Source organism: Clostridium sp. 1001275B_160808_H3 (assembly GCF_015550425.1).
Classification (GTDB): Bacteria; Bacillota; Clostridia; order Clostridiales; family Clostridiaceae; genus Clostridium.
In genome coordinates, this window is record NZ_JADNAT010000013.1 from 35,835 (window position 1) to 50,786 (window position 14,952).

The 14,952-nt window shown below is 30.0% G+C and carries 28 protein-coding genes and 1 pseudogene; 27 read left to right on the forward strand and 2 right to left on the reverse strand.

The window, feature by feature from the left end:
• Positions 1–106: 106 nt before the first annotated feature.
• The gene (locus tag I2A75_RS10980) at positions 107–1,099 is read left to right on the forward strand and encodes a sulfide/dihydroorotate dehydrogenase-like FAD/NAD-binding protein (RefSeq protein WP_195264609.1); all 993 of its coding nucleotides are present in this window, start codon (positions 107–109) and stop codon (positions 1,097–1,099) included.
• Positions 1,099–1,887, forward strand: a pseudogene (locus I2A75_RS10985) (FAD-dependent oxidoreductase); the annotation flags it as partial. The gene I2A75_RS10980 and the pseudogene I2A75_RS10985, both read left to right, overlap by 1 nt.
• Here the strand turns inward: I2A75_RS10985 and I2A75_RS10990 are convergent.
• Positions 1,867–3,567: a recombinase family protein gene (locus I2A75_RS10990; RefSeq protein ID WP_195264509.1), complete on the reverse strand. Its 1,701-nt coding sequence runs from the start codon at positions 3,565–3,567 to the stop codon at positions 1,867–1,869. The pseudogene I2A75_RS10985 and the gene I2A75_RS10990 sit on opposite strands and share 21 nt — an antisense overlap.
• Positions 3,567–3,977, reverse strand: coding sequence for a helix-turn-helix transcriptional regulator (locus I2A75_RS10995; protein ID WP_195264510.1), 411 nt, complete (start codon positions 3,975–3,977; stop codon positions 3,567–3,569). The genes I2A75_RS10990 and I2A75_RS10995 overlap by 1 nt, the downstream gene beginning before the upstream one ends.
• A 262-nt stretch (positions 3,978–4,239) precedes the next feature.
• Here I2A75_RS10995 and I2A75_RS11000 point away from each other — a divergent pair, with 262 nt between their 5' ends.
• From I2A75_RS11000 to I2A75_RS11120, 25 genes are all read left to right on the forward strand, one after another.
• On the forward strand, positions 4,240–4,485 hold the full coding sequence (locus tag I2A75_RS11000) for a helix-turn-helix transcriptional regulator (protein ID WP_195264511.1): 246 nt from the start codon (positions 4,240–4,242) through the stop codon (positions 4,483–4,485).
• A 61-nt stretch (positions 4,486–4,546) separates the two neighbouring features.
• Positions 4,547–4,687 carry a hypothetical protein gene (locus tag I2A75_RS11005; protein ID WP_195264512.1) on the forward strand — a complete coding sequence of 47 codons (141 nt, stop codon included), beginning with the start codon at positions 4,547–4,549 and terminating at the stop codon, positions 4,685–4,687.
• A gap of 60 nt (positions 4,688–4,747) precedes the next feature.
• Positions 4,748–5,479, forward strand: coding sequence for an ORF6C domain-containing protein (locus I2A75_RS11010; RefSeq protein WP_195264513.1), 732 nt, complete (start codon positions 4,748–4,750; stop codon positions 5,477–5,479).
• Positions 5,480–5,491: 12 nt separating this feature from the next.
• The gene (locus I2A75_RS11015) at positions 5,492–5,680 is read left to right on the forward strand and encodes a hypothetical protein (protein WP_195264514.1); all 189 of its coding nucleotides are present in this window, start codon (positions 5,492–5,494) and stop codon (positions 5,678–5,680) included.
• A 12-nt stretch (positions 5,681–5,692) separates the two neighbouring features.
• Entirely contained in the window at positions 5,693–5,911 is a 219-nt protein-coding gene (locus tag I2A75_RS11020; protein WP_195264515.1) for an AbrB/MazE/SpoVT family DNA-binding domain-containing protein, read from the forward strand.
• 249 nt (positions 5,912–6,160) lie between these two features.
• The gene (locus tag I2A75_RS11025) at positions 6,161–6,505 is read left to right on the forward strand and encodes a GTP-binding protein (protein ID WP_195264516.1); all 345 of its coding nucleotides are present in this window, start codon (positions 6,161–6,163) and stop codon (positions 6,503–6,505) included.
• A gap of 44 nt (positions 6,506–6,549) precedes the next feature.
• The gene (locus tag I2A75_RS11030; protein WP_195264517.1) at positions 6,550–6,918 is read left to right on the forward strand and encodes a hypothetical protein; all 369 of its coding nucleotides are present in this window, start codon (positions 6,550–6,552) and stop codon (positions 6,916–6,918) included.
• Positions 6,919–6,945: 27 nt separating this feature from the next.
• Positions 6,946–7,101, forward strand: coding sequence for a hypothetical protein (locus I2A75_RS11035; protein ID WP_195264518.1), 156 nt, complete (start codon positions 6,946–6,948; stop codon positions 7,099–7,101).
• Positions 7,102–7,162: 61 nt separating this feature from the next.
• Complete coding sequence (locus tag I2A75_RS11040) at positions 7,163–7,465, forward strand: hypothetical protein (protein WP_195264519.1); 303 nt, start codon at positions 7,163–7,165, stop codon at positions 7,463–7,465.
• A gap of 12 nt (positions 7,466–7,477) precedes the next feature.
• The gene (locus I2A75_RS11045) at positions 7,478–8,005 is read left to right on the forward strand and encodes a hypothetical protein (RefSeq protein ID WP_195264520.1); all 528 of its coding nucleotides are present in this window, start codon (positions 7,478–7,480) and stop codon (positions 8,003–8,005) included.
• Between the two features lie 13 nt (positions 8,006–8,018).
• Positions 8,019–8,528, forward strand: a complete 510-nt coding sequence (locus tag I2A75_RS11050) for a host-nuclease inhibitor Gam family protein (RefSeq protein WP_195264521.1) — start codon at positions 8,019–8,021, stop codon at positions 8,526–8,528.
• Between the two features lie 2 nt (positions 8,529–8,530).
• On the forward strand, positions 8,531–8,674 hold the full coding sequence (locus I2A75_RS11055) for a hypothetical protein (RefSeq protein ID WP_195264522.1): 144 nt from the start codon (positions 8,531–8,533) through the stop codon (positions 8,672–8,674).
• A gap of 10 nt (positions 8,675–8,684) precedes the next feature.
• Positions 8,685–9,308, forward strand: a complete 624-nt coding sequence (locus I2A75_RS11060) for an ERF family protein (RefSeq protein ID WP_195264523.1) — start codon at positions 8,685–8,687, stop codon at positions 9,306–9,308.
• Positions 9,308–10,096 (forward strand): phage replisome organizer N-terminal domain-containing protein, encoded by a 789-nt coding sequence (locus tag I2A75_RS11065; RefSeq protein WP_195264524.1) that lies wholly within the window; start codon positions 9,308–9,310, stop codon positions 10,094–10,096. The genes I2A75_RS11060 and I2A75_RS11065 overlap by 1 nt, the downstream gene beginning before the upstream one ends.
• Positions 10,032–10,802, forward strand: coding sequence for an ATP-binding protein (locus tag I2A75_RS11070; protein ID WP_243242150.1), 771 nt, complete (start codon positions 10,032–10,034; stop codon positions 10,800–10,802). Before I2A75_RS11065 ends, I2A75_RS11070 begins: the two co-directional genes overlap by 65 nt.
• 12 nt (positions 10,803–10,814) lie before the next feature.
• Complete coding sequence (locus I2A75_RS11075; RefSeq protein WP_195264525.1) at positions 10,815–11,384, forward strand: hypothetical protein; 570 nt, start codon at positions 10,815–10,817, stop codon at positions 11,382–11,384.
• Positions 11,377–11,808, forward strand: a complete 432-nt coding sequence (locus I2A75_RS11080; protein WP_195264526.1) for a hypothetical protein — start codon at positions 11,377–11,379, stop codon at positions 11,806–11,808. The genes I2A75_RS11075 and I2A75_RS11080 overlap by 8 nt, the downstream gene beginning before the upstream one ends.
• Positions 11,774–12,229, forward strand: coding sequence for a YopX family protein (locus I2A75_RS11085; protein ID WP_195264527.1), 456 nt, complete (start codon positions 11,774–11,776; stop codon positions 12,227–12,229). The genes I2A75_RS11080 and I2A75_RS11085 overlap by 35 nt, the downstream gene beginning before the upstream one ends.
• Position 12,230: 1 nt before the next feature.
• The gene (locus I2A75_RS11090; RefSeq protein WP_195264528.1) at positions 12,231–12,575 is read left to right on the forward strand and encodes a hypothetical protein; all 345 of its coding nucleotides are present in this window, start codon (positions 12,231–12,233) and stop codon (positions 12,573–12,575) included.
• 12 nt (positions 12,576–12,587) lie between these two features.
• A complete protein-coding gene (locus I2A75_RS11095; protein ID WP_195264529.1) occupies positions 12,588–12,989 on the forward strand; it encodes a hypothetical protein in 402 nt (133 codons plus the stop codon).
• A gap of 98 nt (positions 12,990–13,087) precedes the next feature.
• The gene (locus tag I2A75_RS11100) at positions 13,088–13,381 is read left to right on the forward strand and encodes a hypothetical protein (protein WP_195264530.1); all 294 of its coding nucleotides are present in this window, start codon (positions 13,088–13,090) and stop codon (positions 13,379–13,381) included.
• Positions 13,382–13,402: 21 nt separating this feature from the next.
• On the forward strand, positions 13,403–13,726 hold the full coding sequence (locus I2A75_RS11105; RefSeq protein WP_195264531.1) for a hypothetical protein: 324 nt from the start codon (positions 13,403–13,405) through the stop codon (positions 13,724–13,726).
• Positions 13,719–14,393 carry a hypothetical protein gene (locus tag I2A75_RS11110; protein ID WP_195264532.1) on the forward strand — a complete coding sequence of 225 codons (675 nt, stop codon included), beginning with the start codon at positions 13,719–13,721 and terminating at the stop codon, positions 14,391–14,393. Before I2A75_RS11105 ends, I2A75_RS11110 begins: the two co-directional genes overlap by 8 nt.
• Positions 14,386–14,673: a hypothetical protein gene (locus I2A75_RS11115; protein WP_195264533.1), complete on the forward strand. Its 288-nt coding sequence runs from the start codon at positions 14,386–14,388 to the stop codon at positions 14,671–14,673. Before I2A75_RS11110 ends, I2A75_RS11115 begins: the two co-directional genes overlap by 8 nt.
• A complete protein-coding gene (locus tag I2A75_RS11120) occupies positions 14,660–14,950 on the forward strand; it encodes a hypothetical protein (protein WP_195264534.1) in 291 nt (96 codons plus the stop codon). Before I2A75_RS11115 ends, I2A75_RS11120 begins: the two co-directional genes overlap by 14 nt.
• Positions 14,951–14,952 lie beyond the last annotated feature (2 nt).

A 14,952-nucleotide genomic window follows, 5' to 3' on the forward strand; every position in this document is an offset into this window, starting at 1 on the left:
AGAAGAGGTATCTTCTACTTTTTTTATTATATATAAATATAGTGTAACAAAATAAAAAATAGAAAATAATCTATTAATATGTAAGAAATCTAGTGGGGAGATTCAAATAATGAAAGAAGCTGTTGATTGTATAGATGCTGGAACAGAGTTTTGTCCTTGTCATCTGGCGGAATCAAATGAATGTATATTATGCTCTCAATTACAAGGAAGCTGCTTTTGTGATTGCTTAAATTGGAATGGAGTATGTATATATCATGAATTTATAAATAATGGATCTAAGGCAAAAGAGGGAAGAAAAACATATAATTGTTTAGTTGAAAAAAAGACTCTTTATGAAGATGATGTTCTTTTAATAAAATTCAAAGCTCCACATAAATTAGCAATTGATTTAGTTAAGCCTGGAAGCTTTATATTTATAAGAACAAACGAAAATGTTTATTTTGATGTACCTATTTCTATTTTAGAATCTAATATAGAAACAAATATAGTAACTATAATGATTGAAATAAGGGGAATTAAAACAAAGAAATTATTAGATATAAAAGAAGGTGAAGAAATAACTATTAGAGGTCCATACTGGAATGGAGTATTTGGACTTAAAAATTTAAATAAGCAAACTAATAATAATGTATTAGTAATAGCTAGAGGGATTGGAATGGCTCCTGTGATGCCAGTAATTAGAAAGTTGTCTTTAAATAATAATAATATAAATTTAATTCTAGATAAGGCGCCATATAAAGATAATTATGTTCAAGAATTTTTATCAGAATATGATTTGAATATGATAGAAGAATCAGTGCTAGATAAGGGGCAATTAACTGATGAAGTAAAGGTTCTTATAAAATCTTATATAAGAGATAAAAATGTAAACTATATTCACATTGCTGGAGCAGATATATTAACTGTAAAAATAATTGAATATTTAGATACGATACAAGGAGAAAATATTCAATTATCTTGTTGCAATAATATAAAAATGTGCTGTGGAGAAGGAGTATGTGGCAGTTGTACAGCTAGATTTTCTGGGCATAGAGTAAAACGTTTTTGTAAAGTTCAAGCTGATCCAAGGAATGTATTTGAAGGGAGAAGATTTATATGATAAAGACAATTATCGTCGGTGGAGGTTGGTCTGGATGCGCCGCAGCTATCACTGCAAAGAAGGCAGGAGCAGAAGTGCATTTATATGAAAAGACAGATTTATTATTAGGTCTTGGAAATGTTGGGGGGATAATGAGAAATAACGGAAGATGGACAGCTTCAGAAGAATTAATAGAGCTTGGGGCTGGAGATTTAATTAATATTGTAGATGATACTGCAAGGCATAAAAATATAGAATTTCCAGGTCATAAGCATGCAACATTATATGACGTAAATTTAATTGAAGGTAAAGTAAGTAAATATTTAGAGGAAATGGGTATAAATATTCATATAGAAAGCAGAGTTACTGATGTTAAGTTGGAAGGAAGTAAGATAAAAGGAATATATCTTAGTGATGGTACTTATGAAGAAGGAGATGTATTTATTGAAACTACCGGAACAACAGGTCCAATGGGAAATTGCTTAAGATATGGAAATGGATGTTCAATGTGCGTCTTAAGATGTCCAGCTTTTGGACCAAGACTTAGTATAAGTGAAAGATGTGGAGTAGCCGATATACAAGGAGAAAGAGATGAAGATACATTAGGTGCTTTTTCAGGATCTTGTAAATTAGCTAAGGAAAGTTTATCAAAGGAAATAGTCGAACAACTAGACAAGACTGGATGCGTTATTTTGGAAGTTCCAAAGGAAGATGTAAATTATGATAAGCTTAATGCCAAAGTATGTCAACAATATGCCTTAAAAGAATTTGCAGAAAATATAATACTTCTAGATACTGGACATGCTAGGTGAACTAAACTGCAACCTAGTTTCTGTTAGTTCACTTTCGCTATTACCAGAAAATTTTATCTTAATAGAACCTTTTTTATTATTGCTGTCTGGATCATTACCAGGACCATACCAATATATTGTATCTATAAGAAGAGCAATTAATTCTTTTTGCTCATCTCTAGTTAATTCTTCTATATTCTCACACTTATTTAATAAACTCTCAATCAACCCAATATTAAGGTTATTAATAATATTATTTTCTTTTTCAGAAGATAAATCTAATACCTTTTTTTCTAATTCGGAAATATCTATCTTTAACAATTTTATCTTATCCATTAAAATAGTATCAATATCTTCATCGAAAGACAATTTATTAACTAAATTATCAATTTGTTTCTTTTTTTGAACTATAGTTTTTTCTAATGATAACTTTTCATTTTGCATGTTAGAATTAGAAAATTTGAAATCTCTTTTTAACTCATCTATAAATGTTTTTTTATTGGCTGCTAATTGTTTAAGTGCAAAAATTACTGATTCTTCAATTTGGGCAGAGCTAGCATTGCTATTATTACATAACTTACACTTTGATTTTCTTTTTAATGAACATACATAATAAAATAATTTTAGTCCTGTAGATTTTGATACTTTTCCATGTTGAACTAACATGTACTCACCGCAATTGCCACAACGAAGCTTACCAGTCAATAAGGCATTATTTGTCTTTCCTAATCTAGGGAATTTATCCTTATTTTCATCTATTTGGTGTTGTACTTTTAGCCATAATTCCGCATCAATAAAGCCATCTATCGAGCTCATAGCTGCAATTCTTTCATTTAATGGTTTTTTTATTTTTGTAGTTTTACCATTCTTTTTAATTTGTTGAGTTTTATTATATGTCAATAACGAGTGAACTCCATCAGCATCACCATAAACCGTCCAATTGTTTTCCTTTAAATAATTAATAACTTCATCAGTAGATTTTACATAAATAGGATTTTTTAAAATTAGACTTAAACTTGATTTTTCAATTAGAGTATTATTTTTAGATTTTAAATTATTTTGAAAAGTGAAAATTTCTAATTTATGAAGACTTCCTAATTCTAAGTATTTATTATATAAAAATTCTACAAATTTACTTTCTTCTTTATCGGGAATTAACTTAGTGTATTCCCTTTTGTTACCATTTTCATCAATGTAATTTAATTTTTCAGATTTAAATCCTAATGGAGTTTTTCCACCAGTCCATTTCCCATTCTTAGCCATCTCCAACATATTATCTTTTACTCTTTCAGCAATAGTTTCTCTTTCAAGTTGTGCGAATACACTAGCTATATAAATCATTGCTCTTCCCATAGGAGTACTAGTGTCAAATTGTTCAGAAACGCTTATAAAAGAACACTTATATTGAGTTAACATATCTAATGTTGAAGAAAAATCTGATACATTTCTTGATATTCTATCTAATTTATAACAAACAAGAATATCTATTTTAGATGATTTTATATCTTTAATCAATTTTGAAAATTGTGGTCTAAATAAATTACTTCCGGTATAACCTTCATCCTCATATATATTAAATTCAACGTCAGCACCATAAGAAGTGTTTATATAGTTTTTACATATTTCTATTTGATTTTCTATAGAGTCACCTTTACCAGTAAATTTTGATTTTCTACTATATATAGCTACTCTTTTCATTACTTGCTATCATTCCTTTCCTTAGTAATATTATAATTTCTAATATTTCTTAATGAATTAATATTATTCATAAAATTGTCTAGCAAAAATTTTTTATCAAAGTCGCTAAGTAGAACACCATCTAGTTCCAATTCATCAGATTCAAATATAGCATTTATTGAACTAACAAGATCACCTACTTCAACTTCTATAACCTCATAATCTAATATTCCAAGTAACTCATCTGGCGTTTTATCAAGAGCCGAAGCTATTTTTTCTAAATTTTTAGAATTTAGATTTTGTGTTTTCCCATTTTCAATATCATGTAAAGTAGCATAACCAACTCCAGATTCATTTTTTAATTTAGTAAGTGACCATCCTTTATTTTCTCTAAACTTCTTTATGTTTTTTCCTATAATCGATATTTCCATATGTATATATCCTCCAACTTTGAATTAACAAATTTATTATATCAGTTTACCGATAATTTGCAATATAAAAAGTTAAAAAAATATTGAAAATAGAAGGGGATATTTATGGGAAATAGAGTTATTAAAAGAAAAACTTAGATAAATAAAGGGTTTGAGAGGTATATTGGTAAGGCGATAAAATATAAAAGAATTTCAGAATTTCAATTATCGGTTAATCGATATATAATAAACTTAAATCGGTTAGCCGATAGGAGGTGAATAAATGAAACTGGACATGCTTAAAGAAAAAATGCTTGAGAGTAATAAGTCAATTTTAGCTTTATCTAAGGAAAGTGGAGTTGCATATGCAACGGTATATGACATTATAAACAATAAAGCTAAAAACCCAAGAATAAATACAATGACTAAGATAGCAACAGCATTGGGATTAAGTTTAGAAGATATATGTTATCAGGAGGATTTAAATGAAGAGGGTGATTTTAAAAGTAAAAAAACAAATAAGAGATAAAAGTAACGAATCTAAAGATAAAATCATAAAATAATTTAGTATAACGGGGGGGATGATTAGTATGTACGACATAGTTATGATTTTACCTAAAGATACTACTGAGTTAGAAAAGAAACTTGGAGAAGCATTAGCTAAAATAGCTAATAACAGATTAAATGAACAAGAAAAAATAGAACTTCTAAAGAGATTGGAAAACAAATAGATTGCAGGGCTGAATTGCCCGTCAATTAAAACTTAACAGAATAAAAGGAGGGTAAATAATATGAATAATATAACTGTTAAACAAATTAACATTGGAGGACAAGCAGTTCCTGTTGTAGATAGCAGAGAAGTTGCTATTATGGTTGATAAAAGACATTCAGATTTACTAGAGAGTATTAAAGGATATATAGGGCATTTAGAAAACGGAAATTTCCGTTCTCAAGATTTCTTTATAAAAGATACTTATAAAGTTGAAGGAAATAATAAAACATATGATTGTTTCTTATTAACTAGAAAAGGCTGCGATATGGTAGCAAATAAAATGACAGGAGAGAAGGGAGTTTTATTTACAGCTGAATATGTAACTAAATTTGAAGAAATGGAGAACTCATTAAAAGGACAACCATTGAAATTAACTACAGAACAGATGTTAGAACTTCAATTCAAATATGCTAAGGAAGTTAAAGAAAAGGTGGAAAAGGTAGATAGCAGAATTACTGTTTTAGAAGAAAGAATGACAATAGAAACAGGAGCACAAAAGACTTTATGTGATCTAGTGAATAAAAAGATTATGGCTGTACTAGGTGGAAAAGATACACCAGCATATAAAGAACTAAGTAAGAAAGCATATAGTCAATGCTGGAAAGATTTTAAAAGAATAGTTGGAGTTGCTTCTTATAAAGATACAGCTATCAAAGATTTTGATTTTGCTAGAAAAGTAATTATAGATTGGAAGCCAGGTAGAGAATTGGAGTTAATGATTAGAGGGTGCAATGCACAAATAAGAATGTAGGAGGTTATTTAAGTGCATAAAGAAAAGATAGAACAAATACTAAAAGAGTTTTCGGAGTTATTAGAAAGAGAAGTAATATCGGTAAAAGTTGATGGTGTTGACCAGGAAGTAACACCACAAGATCAGATTGATTTTATGAAAAGTTGTTGGGAAACAGCTAGTGAAAAATTATATGAGTTAGGAATTGAAACTAATTATTAGGAGGATATAAAAATGAAAAGTATTGGAGTAGTAAGAAACTTAGACCAACTAGGAAGGGTAGTATTACCAAAGGAGCTTAGAAAATCAATGGACATTCAAGAAGGACAACCGCTAGAAATTTATACAGAAGGAGAAGCAATAATATTAAAGAAATACCAACCAGGTTGTCATTGCTGCGGAGATACAGCAGTTGCGACTGTACAAGGGTTAAACTTTGCGATAAGTGCATAAACAAATTTATAAAAGCTATGAAGATGATTGAGGAGTTGAGATAGAAGTGTATGTATCTAAGATATACCTTTTAACTTTACTTAAGATAAGTTACGAAATAGGAATGTGTTTAATAGTATCTTTGTTAATTATGGCTTTAATAGCTTATCTAAAAGAGGATAAGGCTATATTTACAAAAGGGTATAGGAAGTTAAGAAGGTACTTAATGTGAAATTTGTAATTATTGCGAAATAAAGGAGAAGAGAATTAATGTGTATAAAGTTAAGTGAATTAAAAGATAATGAAATATTATTAATAGAGGATGATTATAATTCAATTATGTCTAAAGAAGATTATTTAGAAGATTTAGAAGACTATAAGGAGTATGAAGTATACACAACTACAGAATATAAAGCAAATATTGATGCCAAGGATATGTTAGATAGTGCATTAGAATGTGAAGCTGATAATATGTATGAAGATTGGTATCAAGATATATGGGACGACGTAACAGAAGAAGATATAAAAGAATTGCAAATTATCTTAGATAAGATATTGAGTAGGAGTAAAAATATAGCCTATACGGCACGTGAAAAAGTAGAAATTGATATTTGATTAATACGTAATTCAGAAATATGACGAAGTGAGGAGAGTTTATTATGGGAATTTATAAAATAGGGAAATGTGATTATTGTGATAATAAAGGTGAAATAGTTAGACCTACACCTTTTATGGCAGATATAGCAATGATGTGTGAATATTGTTGGAATGAAACTAAAAAGGAATATGCAGCTTCACATGGGGAATATATAGATGATTTTCAAAGCAACCAAGAAGAGTATAAAAAGTTAGATGAAATACAAAAGAATATATCCTATGAGGAAGAGTTAATAAGATTAGAAGAAGAATTTAGAAGATGTGGCTATTCTGACGAAGTTATAGAAGAAATAAAGCGTATAGAAGGAGCAACAACATTAGAAGAGTTTGTAGCAAATTTAGAAGAAGAATTAAGTAGTTGGAGCGAGTAGTACACAATTCAGAAATAGGAGGTTTATATGTTAGTAAATTGCAGAGAATTAAAAGAAAAGCAAAAGAGATTTCTTAAAGAGCAAGGATTGAATCCAGAAGAGTTTTTATCTCTAGGAACAGCAGCAGATTATTATAAATTCTATCATATTAAAAAAGAAAAAGAAGTTGTTATAAGGAGGTAAGTATGTACAAGCAGTTACTACTTAACAGTAATGGAATTATGTTAGAAAGGAGGAATAGAACTTGGGTAAGCTTATGCAAGAAATTCTTAAGATGGACGCTTATAAAAAGAGATTAGCCAAAATAGAAAATGATATTAAGTTAGATATGGCTAAAGAAGTAGATTTGCTTATGCGAGAAGGATTAAGCTATCAAGCGGCATTAAGACAAGTTAAAGAAATGTATAAAAAAGCTCATTCCCTAACCGACCAAAGTATAGAGAATGAGACTATGAAACTACTAAATAAGATTATACCACCAGGAACAGATATAGACAATGACCAAATTTATATAGAGGAAAATGGACAAGTATTAAGAGATTTATAGGAGGATATGAGAATGTTAAAGAAAGATTTATTAGAGTTTATAGAAAGAGTTGAGAGAAAGGCTATATCTAGTGTAGAAGCTAGATTTGATAAAGAGATAGAAGTTAAGAAACAAGAAGTTTTATCTAAATATGAGGATAGCATTAACATGCTTCAAGATACATTTAATAGATTTTCAACAAATTTAACTAATTTGCTTACAGATATGAAGGAAGATATGCAAGTTGCTTATGTTAGTAATTGGGATATAAATACAAGTTTAAATAGATTATCTGATATCAAAAGAAATATAGTTTATAGCTGTGATTTTCAAGGAAAAGTACAAAAACTTAAGGATAAAAGAGAAAAAGAAATCGAAGAAGTAAAAGCTAATTATCATAAAGTTTATGTTGTATCAAAGAGTATGAGCAGTTCAAAAAAGATAGCTGAATACTTAGAAGGATTAGGTTTCGACCTATCTAGCTTAAAAGAAGATGAAATGAACGCATTAGTTGCTGATATAGATAAATCAAAGCTATTTGTATGTGGAGAGAGAAAGTAGGGAGGATTTAAGAATGGAAAACACATTATTACAAAATGATTTAGTAGAACAAAGAGAAGGTTTTAAAATAGAAAATTTAGAAGGTGCTACATGGGCATTTAGAAAGCTTAGAGCAATAGAAAATAAAGAAGCTGAAATGAAGGTTATAGCAGAAGAAGAAATAAATAGAGTTAATGCATGGAAAGAAAAAGAACTAGAACAATATGCAAAGGACAAAGAATATTTTAGCTACTTACTAGAAGAATTTTATAGAGCTGAAAAAGCAAAGGATAAGAAATTTAAACTATCTACACCATATGGAAAAGTTACAGCTAGGAAGTCTAGTAAATGGTTCTATGATGATGAGAAGGGGTTACTAGATTACCTTAAAGAAAATGGATCATGCTGCATAAGAGTTAAAGAAGAAGTTGATAAAACAGAACTTAAGAAAACATTTAAGGATGGAGTAAATACAGAAACAGGAGAAGTTATTCCTGGTGTAAGAATAGAAGAAACTGAAACTATAACAGTAAAGGTGGAGTAGTCATGGATGAAGATAATAAACTTGCATTAATAGTTAGGCTTGGATTAACTCTAGAATACCTTAAAAATGAGGATTATGAAGGAGTAGATAAGCAGTTAAGAAGTTTACTATATGAGATAGAGAAAGGATTAATAATACCATTCTAGGAGGTAGGAAATGAATTTATATCAGAAATTAGTTGAAATCAGAAAAGATGTTATCAACTTTAGTAAAGACACAGAAGGATATGGATATAAGTATGTAAGTGGTAGCCAAGCTATAGCGAAGATAAGAGAAAAAATGGATAGTTTAGGAGTTCTATTAGTTCCAGAAGTTAAAAACACAATATCAAGCACTTATGATTATGTTAACGCTAAAGGAAAAGAATGTACTGACCATATAATAAGCGGAGAAATGTCTTATAAGTGGATTAATGCAGAGAATCCAGAAGAAACATTAATAGTACCATGGCAATTATATGGAGCTCAAGACGATATATCCAAGGCTTTTGGAAGTGGATTAACTTATGCCGAAAGATATTTTATATTAAAATTTTTCCAAGCACCAACAGACGTAGATGATCCAGATGGTAGAGATACATCTGGTAGAGGAAAAGGCAATAAAAAAGGATTAAGTGAAGCGCAAGTTAAAAGAGGATATGCATTAGGATTTAAGGCTGGATATGATAAGGCTAATGTAGATAAGCAAATACTAAGTAAATTTAATAAAAAGATACAGGATTTAACTAAGGAGGAGTATGACATAGTTTGTAATGGCTATGAGAAAAAGGGAGGCAAGTAATGGCAGAAGTAAAATGGATAAAACTTAACACAGATATGTTTGATAATGCAAAGATTAAGTATCTAAGGACTTTACCAGAAGGAGATAAGATAGTTCTAATATGGGTAATGTTACTTGCTAAAGCTGGTAAATGTAATGCAAACGGATATATCTTTCTAACAGAAAATATTCCTTATACTCAGGATATGTTAGCAGCAGAGTTTGACTTTGAAATAACTACTATACAACTAGCTTTAACTTCCCTAATGAGGTTAGGAATGATAAATCTTGATGAAAGCAATCTTTATGTAACTGGATGGGAGGAGCACCAGAACATAGAAGGACTTGAAAAAATCAGAGAGCAAAATAGAAAAAGGGTTGCTAAATACAGAGAAAAACAAAAGTTATTAGATAGTAACGTTACAGGTAACGACATAGTAACGGAAAGTAACGCAATAGATAAAGAAGAAGAAAGAGATAAAGAAAGAGATAAAGATAAAGAAGAAGATAAAGAAAGAGAGATAGAGAATATATGTCGTCAGTTGTCGTCTATCTGGACCAGTAATGGTTATGGAACTTTAAATAAAACTTTATTAGATAAATTATTAGCTGATGTTGAGATTTATTCTATAGAGTGGGTAACTAAGGCTATAGAGATAGGCAATCAAAGAAGCAAGAGAACTTATTCTTATCTTAAAGGGATATTAGAGAATTGGAAAACAGAAGGTTACAAGGAGGGGGCAGATGGAAGCACTAGACAGGATATTAAGTCAAATGCGAGCAAGTGGGATAAATATGAGTTCGAGTAATCCGTATAAATGCCTTAAATGCAAAGATACAACTTGGATAGCTGGAGAAGAAGGTTATAAAAGATGTGAATGTTATGAACTGGCGCATGTAGAAAGCTTGTGGGAAAACTTCGGTGTAAAACTAAAAGATATTAAACTCCTTAGAGAATATGAGCCTTATAATGATTCAACTAAGAAAGTTAAAGAAAAAGCGGCAGAGTATATAAGAAATTTTGATGAAATAAAAAATACAAGAGAAAATGGTTTTGCATTACTTGGACAACCAGGAGCAGGGAAAACTCATATTGTACTAGCTATAGGCAAGGCACTATTAGAGAAGAAAATATCTGTGGTTTATATGCCTTATTTAGAAGTTATAAAAGAACTTAAAGCATTAGCAATGTACCAGGAAGATTACGAGAAGTTATTAAGTAGATATACTAGGGCCAAAGTTTTAATAATAGATGATCTATTTAAAGATAAAGTTAAAAAGGGAAGAATTGCAGCAGAGTTAAGTGAAACAGATATGAAGCATATATATCCAATACTTAATTATAGATATTTAAATTACCTTCCAACAATAATATCAAGTGAATGTACTCCTAATATGCTTTTAGAGTTAGATGAAGCACTAGGAGGAAGGATATTAGAAACTACAGGGAAAAGATTTAGCCTTACATTTAAGGAAGATTGTAATTATAGATTGAAAAAATTTATGAAGGAATAAGGAGAGATAAAAATGGATTTTAAATTGAAATGCATAAAAACTAAAAATTCACCAATTGCACCAGGAGCTAGTGCATACAAAGGTAAGATTTATATTTTTGAAGATGGAAGAACTACATGGGAGAATGGAAGTGAAAGTTTTAGCTATGATTCAGCAGAAGATTTTTTTAAACATAATGTAAATCTTCGAGGTTATTTTGAGGAGATAAAAGAAGTGGAACTAACATTCAAAGAGGTTGTAGCAAATATAAAAGAGGGTGAAGTTTGGGAGAATGCAAGTTTAGCTAGAAATTTAAAAGAAATAAATAGAAAAGGAAGATTAATAAGATTTGTATTTACAGATACAGATAGGGGAAGTTTTGCTATAGATAATGATGATACATTCATACTTCAAAGAAAAGAATACATCTTCCAAGAAGCATTTAAGGCATATGAAGAAGGTAAAGAAATAGAGAGTATAAGTTATAGATATAAAATAATAAATGAGCAAGATAAATATTATTCAAAACTTGAAAAAGAATGGATAGATAATGATACCTTTGACGTGGATGAAATAAAAGGCAAGTGGTATATAAATGACTAGAGAAATACATTTCTGCAGAGAATGTTATTCAAGCTATGGAGTAGAACTACATCACATAATCTACAGGTCAGAAAATAAAAACTTAGAAAGATGTAAATTAAATTATGCTTATCTATGCCAGGAGCACCACAGAGGAACTTATGGAGTACATGGAAGTAAAGGGGCAAAACTTAATAGAAAACTTAAACTAGAATTTCAAAATAAATTAGAAGTAGTACTGGACAAGCAGTATTTAACTAAAGAAGAAATAAATCAAGTATTACAAATATCAGATAAGGCAGTAAATAGGCTTTTAAAGCTTTTAACATTACAGAAGGGTAAATATGTTAGGGAAGATGTAATAAGGCAATGCATGGGTGGTAGATTGATTATAGAGGAAGGTGTAAATAATGAGGGATATAAAAATCAAATTCTGGGATGTTGAAAATAAATGTATGCATCATTGGATAGAGAACTTTGAAGAAATAGCAATTGTAAATGGGAAAATGAAACCAGTATTAAATAATTCTGTTTCTGATAATTGGAACTGGTACAAAAGAAGTTATGAATCTTTGCAATATACAGGACTTAAAGATAAGAATGGAAAAGAAATATACGAGGGAGATGTAATTAAACAAACATATCATAAGACAATAGGATATGGGGATAATGAAGAAAATTTTGAAGGCTACCATATAGGTGAAGTTGTTCTAATATCAAGTGGAGTATGTATAAAGAAACCTTTGATGTATGAAGTTGAAATAGACCAACTTGTAAAACTTGATGGTTATAAAAATGTAGCGGGATACAGAAGTGAAGTAATAGGCAATATATATGAAAATCCAGAATTGTTAGAAGGTAATTAATATGAATCCTCAAAGATTAGTAGAAAGATTAGAACAATGTATAGCAGCACTTAGTAGAGGAAATACACAATTAAAGCAATTAGCCTTAAAGAAAGATGATACAGAGAATAAGTATAGAATTGCTTTAAGAAAAGAAATGCTTAATTTGAAGTTAGCAGGATATAAGACAACTCTAATAAGTGATTTAGCAAAGGGAGAAGAAACAGTTGCTAAATTAAGATTAGAAAGAGATATAGCAAAGGATTCTTACTATGTATGTTTAAATGCTATGGATAACTTAAAGATAGAAATAGATTGTATTAGATCACAATTAACATGGTTAAGAGTAGAGTTAAAGAATAGTTAGGAGGATATAGGAATGAAGAAGATTGAACTATATTTGGATGATGATTTTAAAGATATATTTCAAGATTGGGATGAAGTAAAAGTTTATAAAACGTTGTCTGTAGCTGATGATATTGACTTGTGGGGAAGGGCAATAAATTTAGAAGGTAAGTTCTATTCGATATGTTGCTCACAAGGGAATAAATATATAATTAGAGAACTTGAACAATTTAATCCTGAAGAAGATGAGAATTGTGGAGAAGATGAAATTAAATGTCCTATATGTGGATATGAAATCAGTGATAGTTGGGAATATAGTGACGATAGTGGGGAGCTTGAATGTTGTGGTTGTGGAGCTACTTTGGAATGGAGCAGGGAAGTAGAAGTGACATATTCAGCAGGAGTAAAGCAACCATTACAGGCAATAAAACTTTAATTAGCAATTCAAACATAAGGGAGAATAGGAGTAAATCCAACATAGTTATATATTCCTATTCTCATATAATAGTCAATTTCAATAAAGAAGGTGAGTAGATGGATAGGAATTATGTAATTGTGTGTAATAGACATAAGAGTATATATGGAGGTTTATTGTTCTGGGGACAAAAAACAGAAGATAAGGAGAAAAGAAGTTTCGGAGGATATACAGGAGATATCAATAAGTGTGAGAGATATACATTAGAAGAAGCTATGAATAATGGTTATAACTTTCCCTTATACGGAAAGAGCTGCAACCACGATAATTTTCAAAAATATGATGATTTTGTAATTGAGATAAGAAGGTTAGAAAGATTGGGATATAGACCTATTACTATATATGTTAGATAAAGAACTAAGAGAGGTGATTAGGTGACTAATAGTAAGCAAAAAGGAGCTAGAGGAGAAAGAGAATTATCTTCTAAGCTAAAAGAATATGGATACCAAACAAGAAGAGGTCAACAATATTGTGGTGCTAATGGTGATGCAGATGTAGTTGGATTACCTGGAATACACATTGAATGTAAGAGAGTAGAAAGACTTAATATATATGATGCTATAAGCCAAGCTAAGGCAGACAAGAAAGAGAATGAATTAGGAGCAGTATTCCATAGAAAAGATAGGTCAGAATGGCTAGTAACAATGACCTTGGATGAATGGATGAAATTGTACAAGGGGGATTTAGAGAATGAGTGAGAAACCAATATTATTCAACACAGAAATGGTTAAGGCAATAATTGAAGGACGAAAGACAGTTACTAGAAGAATTATTAAGAAAACTAATAACAAAGACTTCATAGGATTTGTAACATGTTCAGTTCCTAAAGGGGATGAAGGTAAAGTTGCTTTTGGTAGGGGAAGTTTAGAAGATATAGGCAATGCAAATATAGATGAATATGTAAGACCACCTTATAAAGTAGGAGATATTCTTTATGTAAGAGAAACATGGAAGAAGTACACAAAAAGAATAGGCAAAGGTGAAAATTGCAGAATAGCTGAATTTTATGGATATAAAGCAGATGAGGATAAGAGAGGTAATCCATCAGAGTTTTATGAAGGAAACTGGAAACCAAGTATTCATATGCCTAAAGAAGCAGCAAGAATATTTTTAAAGGTAACTAATGTAAGAGTAGAAAGGCTACAAGATATTACTACAGAAGAGACCTTAAAAGAAGGAGTAATTCAAAGATTCCCTAATGTTAATGATAAATATACCCCAGATGTATTAAGAGGTGGATTTATAGGGTTATGGAACAGCACAATAAAAGATAGTGATTATAATAATTATTCTTATAAAGCCAATCCATGGGTATGGGTAATAGAGTTTGAAAGAATAGAAAAGGAGATTGAGAATAATGTGTGATTGCATAAAGCAAATACAAGAAGATTTTAAAAAGTTACCAGAAAAGAATAAGGACTATGAGGGCAAGGAAATAGAAAGGGTTGAATTTCTATCAGGAGCTTTTATATTTGAAGGAAATAAGGTGGTATTAGAAACAGTTTCAGAAATTCAATTGCATATGAAGTATAAAAATAAAAAAGGTGAAATTAAAGAAAAGAAAAGCAAGGCTAATGTAAGCCATAGATATTGTCCGTTTTGCGGGAAGGCATATAAGGAGGAACTAACCAATGAGGAAGTATAGAAGTGCATATTTAAAGCCATACATTAGAAGAAAAAACAAAAAAGATGTTAATTATAGAGATTGTGATTTTAGAACATACCTTAGATTATGTTTTCCATGGTTTAAGTATGTAATAGTGCAAAGGGGAACTAATCACATAATAGCTTGTGGAAGAAGTAAGGCAGAGTTAAAAATAGAGATATTTGCAGTTAGGAAAAATAAGGACTTTAAAAAGTGGACAAATAATGTAAAGAGAATGCAACAAAAAGCTTCACTGAGAATAAGAAGGGGGAAATAAGT

What these genes read in the sequence shown, in the direction of transcription:
- I2A75_RS11010 (WP_195264513.1), top strand. Translation starts at nt 4,748, where the DNA reads ATGAATAATATAACTGTTAAACAAATTAACATTGGAGGACAAGCAGTT.
- I2A75_RS11025 (WP_195264516.1), top strand. Translation starts at nt 6,161, where the DNA reads ATGTGTATAAAGTTAAGTGAATTAAAAGATAATGAAATATTATTAATA.
- I2A75_RS11045 (WP_195264520.1), top strand. Translation starts at nt 7,478, where the DNA reads ATGTTAAAGAAAGATTTATTAGAGTTTATAGAAAGAGTTGAGAGAAAG.
- I2A75_RS11075 (WP_195264525.1), top strand. Translation starts at nt 10,815, where the DNA reads ATGGATTTTAAATTGAAATGCATAAAAACTAAAAATTCACCAATTGCA.
- I2A75_RS11050 (WP_195264521.1), top strand. Translation starts at nt 8,019, where the DNA reads ATGGAAAACACATTATTACAAAATGATTTAGTAGAACAAAGAGAAGGT.
- I2A75_RS11000 (WP_195264511.1), top strand. Translation starts at nt 4,240, where the DNA reads ATGAAACTGGACATGCTTAAAGAAAAAATGCTTGAGAGTAATAAGTCA.
- I2A75_RS11115 (WP_195264533.1), top strand. Translation starts at nt 14,386, where the DNA reads ATGTGTGATTGCATAAAGCAAATACAAGAAGATTTTAAAAAGTTACCA.
- I2A75_RS11065 (WP_195264524.1), top strand. Translation starts at nt 9,308, where the DNA reads ATGGCAGAAGTAAAATGGATAAAACTTAACACAGATATGTTTGATAAT.
- I2A75_RS10995 (WP_195264510.1), bottom strand. Translation starts at nt 3,977, where the DNA reads ATGGAAATATCGATTATAGGAAAAAACATAAAGAAGTTTAGAGAAAAT.
- I2A75_RS11080 (WP_195264526.1), top strand. Translation starts at nt 11,377, where the DNA reads ATGACTAGAGAAATACATTTCTGCAGAGAATGTTATTCAAGCTATGGA.
- I2A75_RS11100 (WP_195264530.1), top strand. Translation starts at nt 13,088, where the DNA reads ATGGATAGGAATTATGTAATTGTGTGTAATAGACATAAGAGTATATAT.
- I2A75_RS11060 (WP_195264523.1), top strand. Translation starts at nt 8,685, where the DNA reads ATGAATTTATATCAGAAATTAGTTGAAATCAGAAAAGATGTTATCAAC.
- I2A75_RS11110 (WP_195264532.1), top strand. Translation starts at nt 13,719, where the DNA reads ATGAGTGAGAAACCAATATTATTCAACACAGAAATGGTTAAGGCAATA.
- I2A75_RS11005 (WP_195264512.1), top strand. Translation starts at nt 4,547, where the DNA reads ATGTACGACATAGTTATGATTTTACCTAAAGATACTACTGAGTTAGAA.
- I2A75_RS11070 (WP_243242150.1), top strand. Translation starts at nt 10,032, where the DNA reads ATGGAAGCACTAGACAGGATATTAAGTCAAATGCGAGCAAGTGGGATA.
- I2A75_RS11120 (WP_195264534.1), top strand. Translation starts at nt 14,660, where the DNA reads ATGAGGAAGTATAGAAGTGCATATTTAAAGCCATACATTAGAAGAAAA.
- I2A75_RS11095 (WP_195264529.1), top strand. Translation starts at nt 12,588, where the DNA reads ATGAAGAAGATTGAACTATATTTGGATGATGATTTTAAAGATATATTT.
- I2A75_RS11020 (WP_195264515.1), top strand. Translation starts at nt 5,693, where the DNA reads ATGAAAAGTATTGGAGTAGTAAGAAACTTAGACCAACTAGGAAGGGTA.
- I2A75_RS11035 (WP_195264518.1), top strand. Translation starts at nt 6,946, where the DNA reads ATGTTAGTAAATTGCAGAGAATTAAAAGAAAAGCAAAAGAGATTTCTT.
- I2A75_RS10990 (WP_195264509.1), bottom strand. Translation starts at nt 3,567, where the DNA reads ATGAAAAGAGTAGCTATATATAGTAGAAAATCAAAATTTACTGGTAAA.
- I2A75_RS11090 (WP_195264528.1), top strand. Translation starts at nt 12,231, where the DNA reads ATGAATCCTCAAAGATTAGTAGAAAGATTAGAACAATGTATAGCAGCA.
- I2A75_RS11030 (WP_195264517.1), top strand. Translation starts at nt 6,550, where the DNA reads ATGGGAATTTATAAAATAGGGAAATGTGATTATTGTGATAATAAAGGT.
- I2A75_RS11085 (WP_195264527.1), top strand. Translation starts at nt 11,774, where the DNA reads ATGAGGGATATAAAAATCAAATTCTGGGATGTTGAAAATAAATGTATG.
- I2A75_RS11055 (WP_195264522.1), top strand. Translation starts at nt 8,531, where the DNA reads ATGGATGAAGATAATAAACTTGCATTAATAGTTAGGCTTGGATTAACT.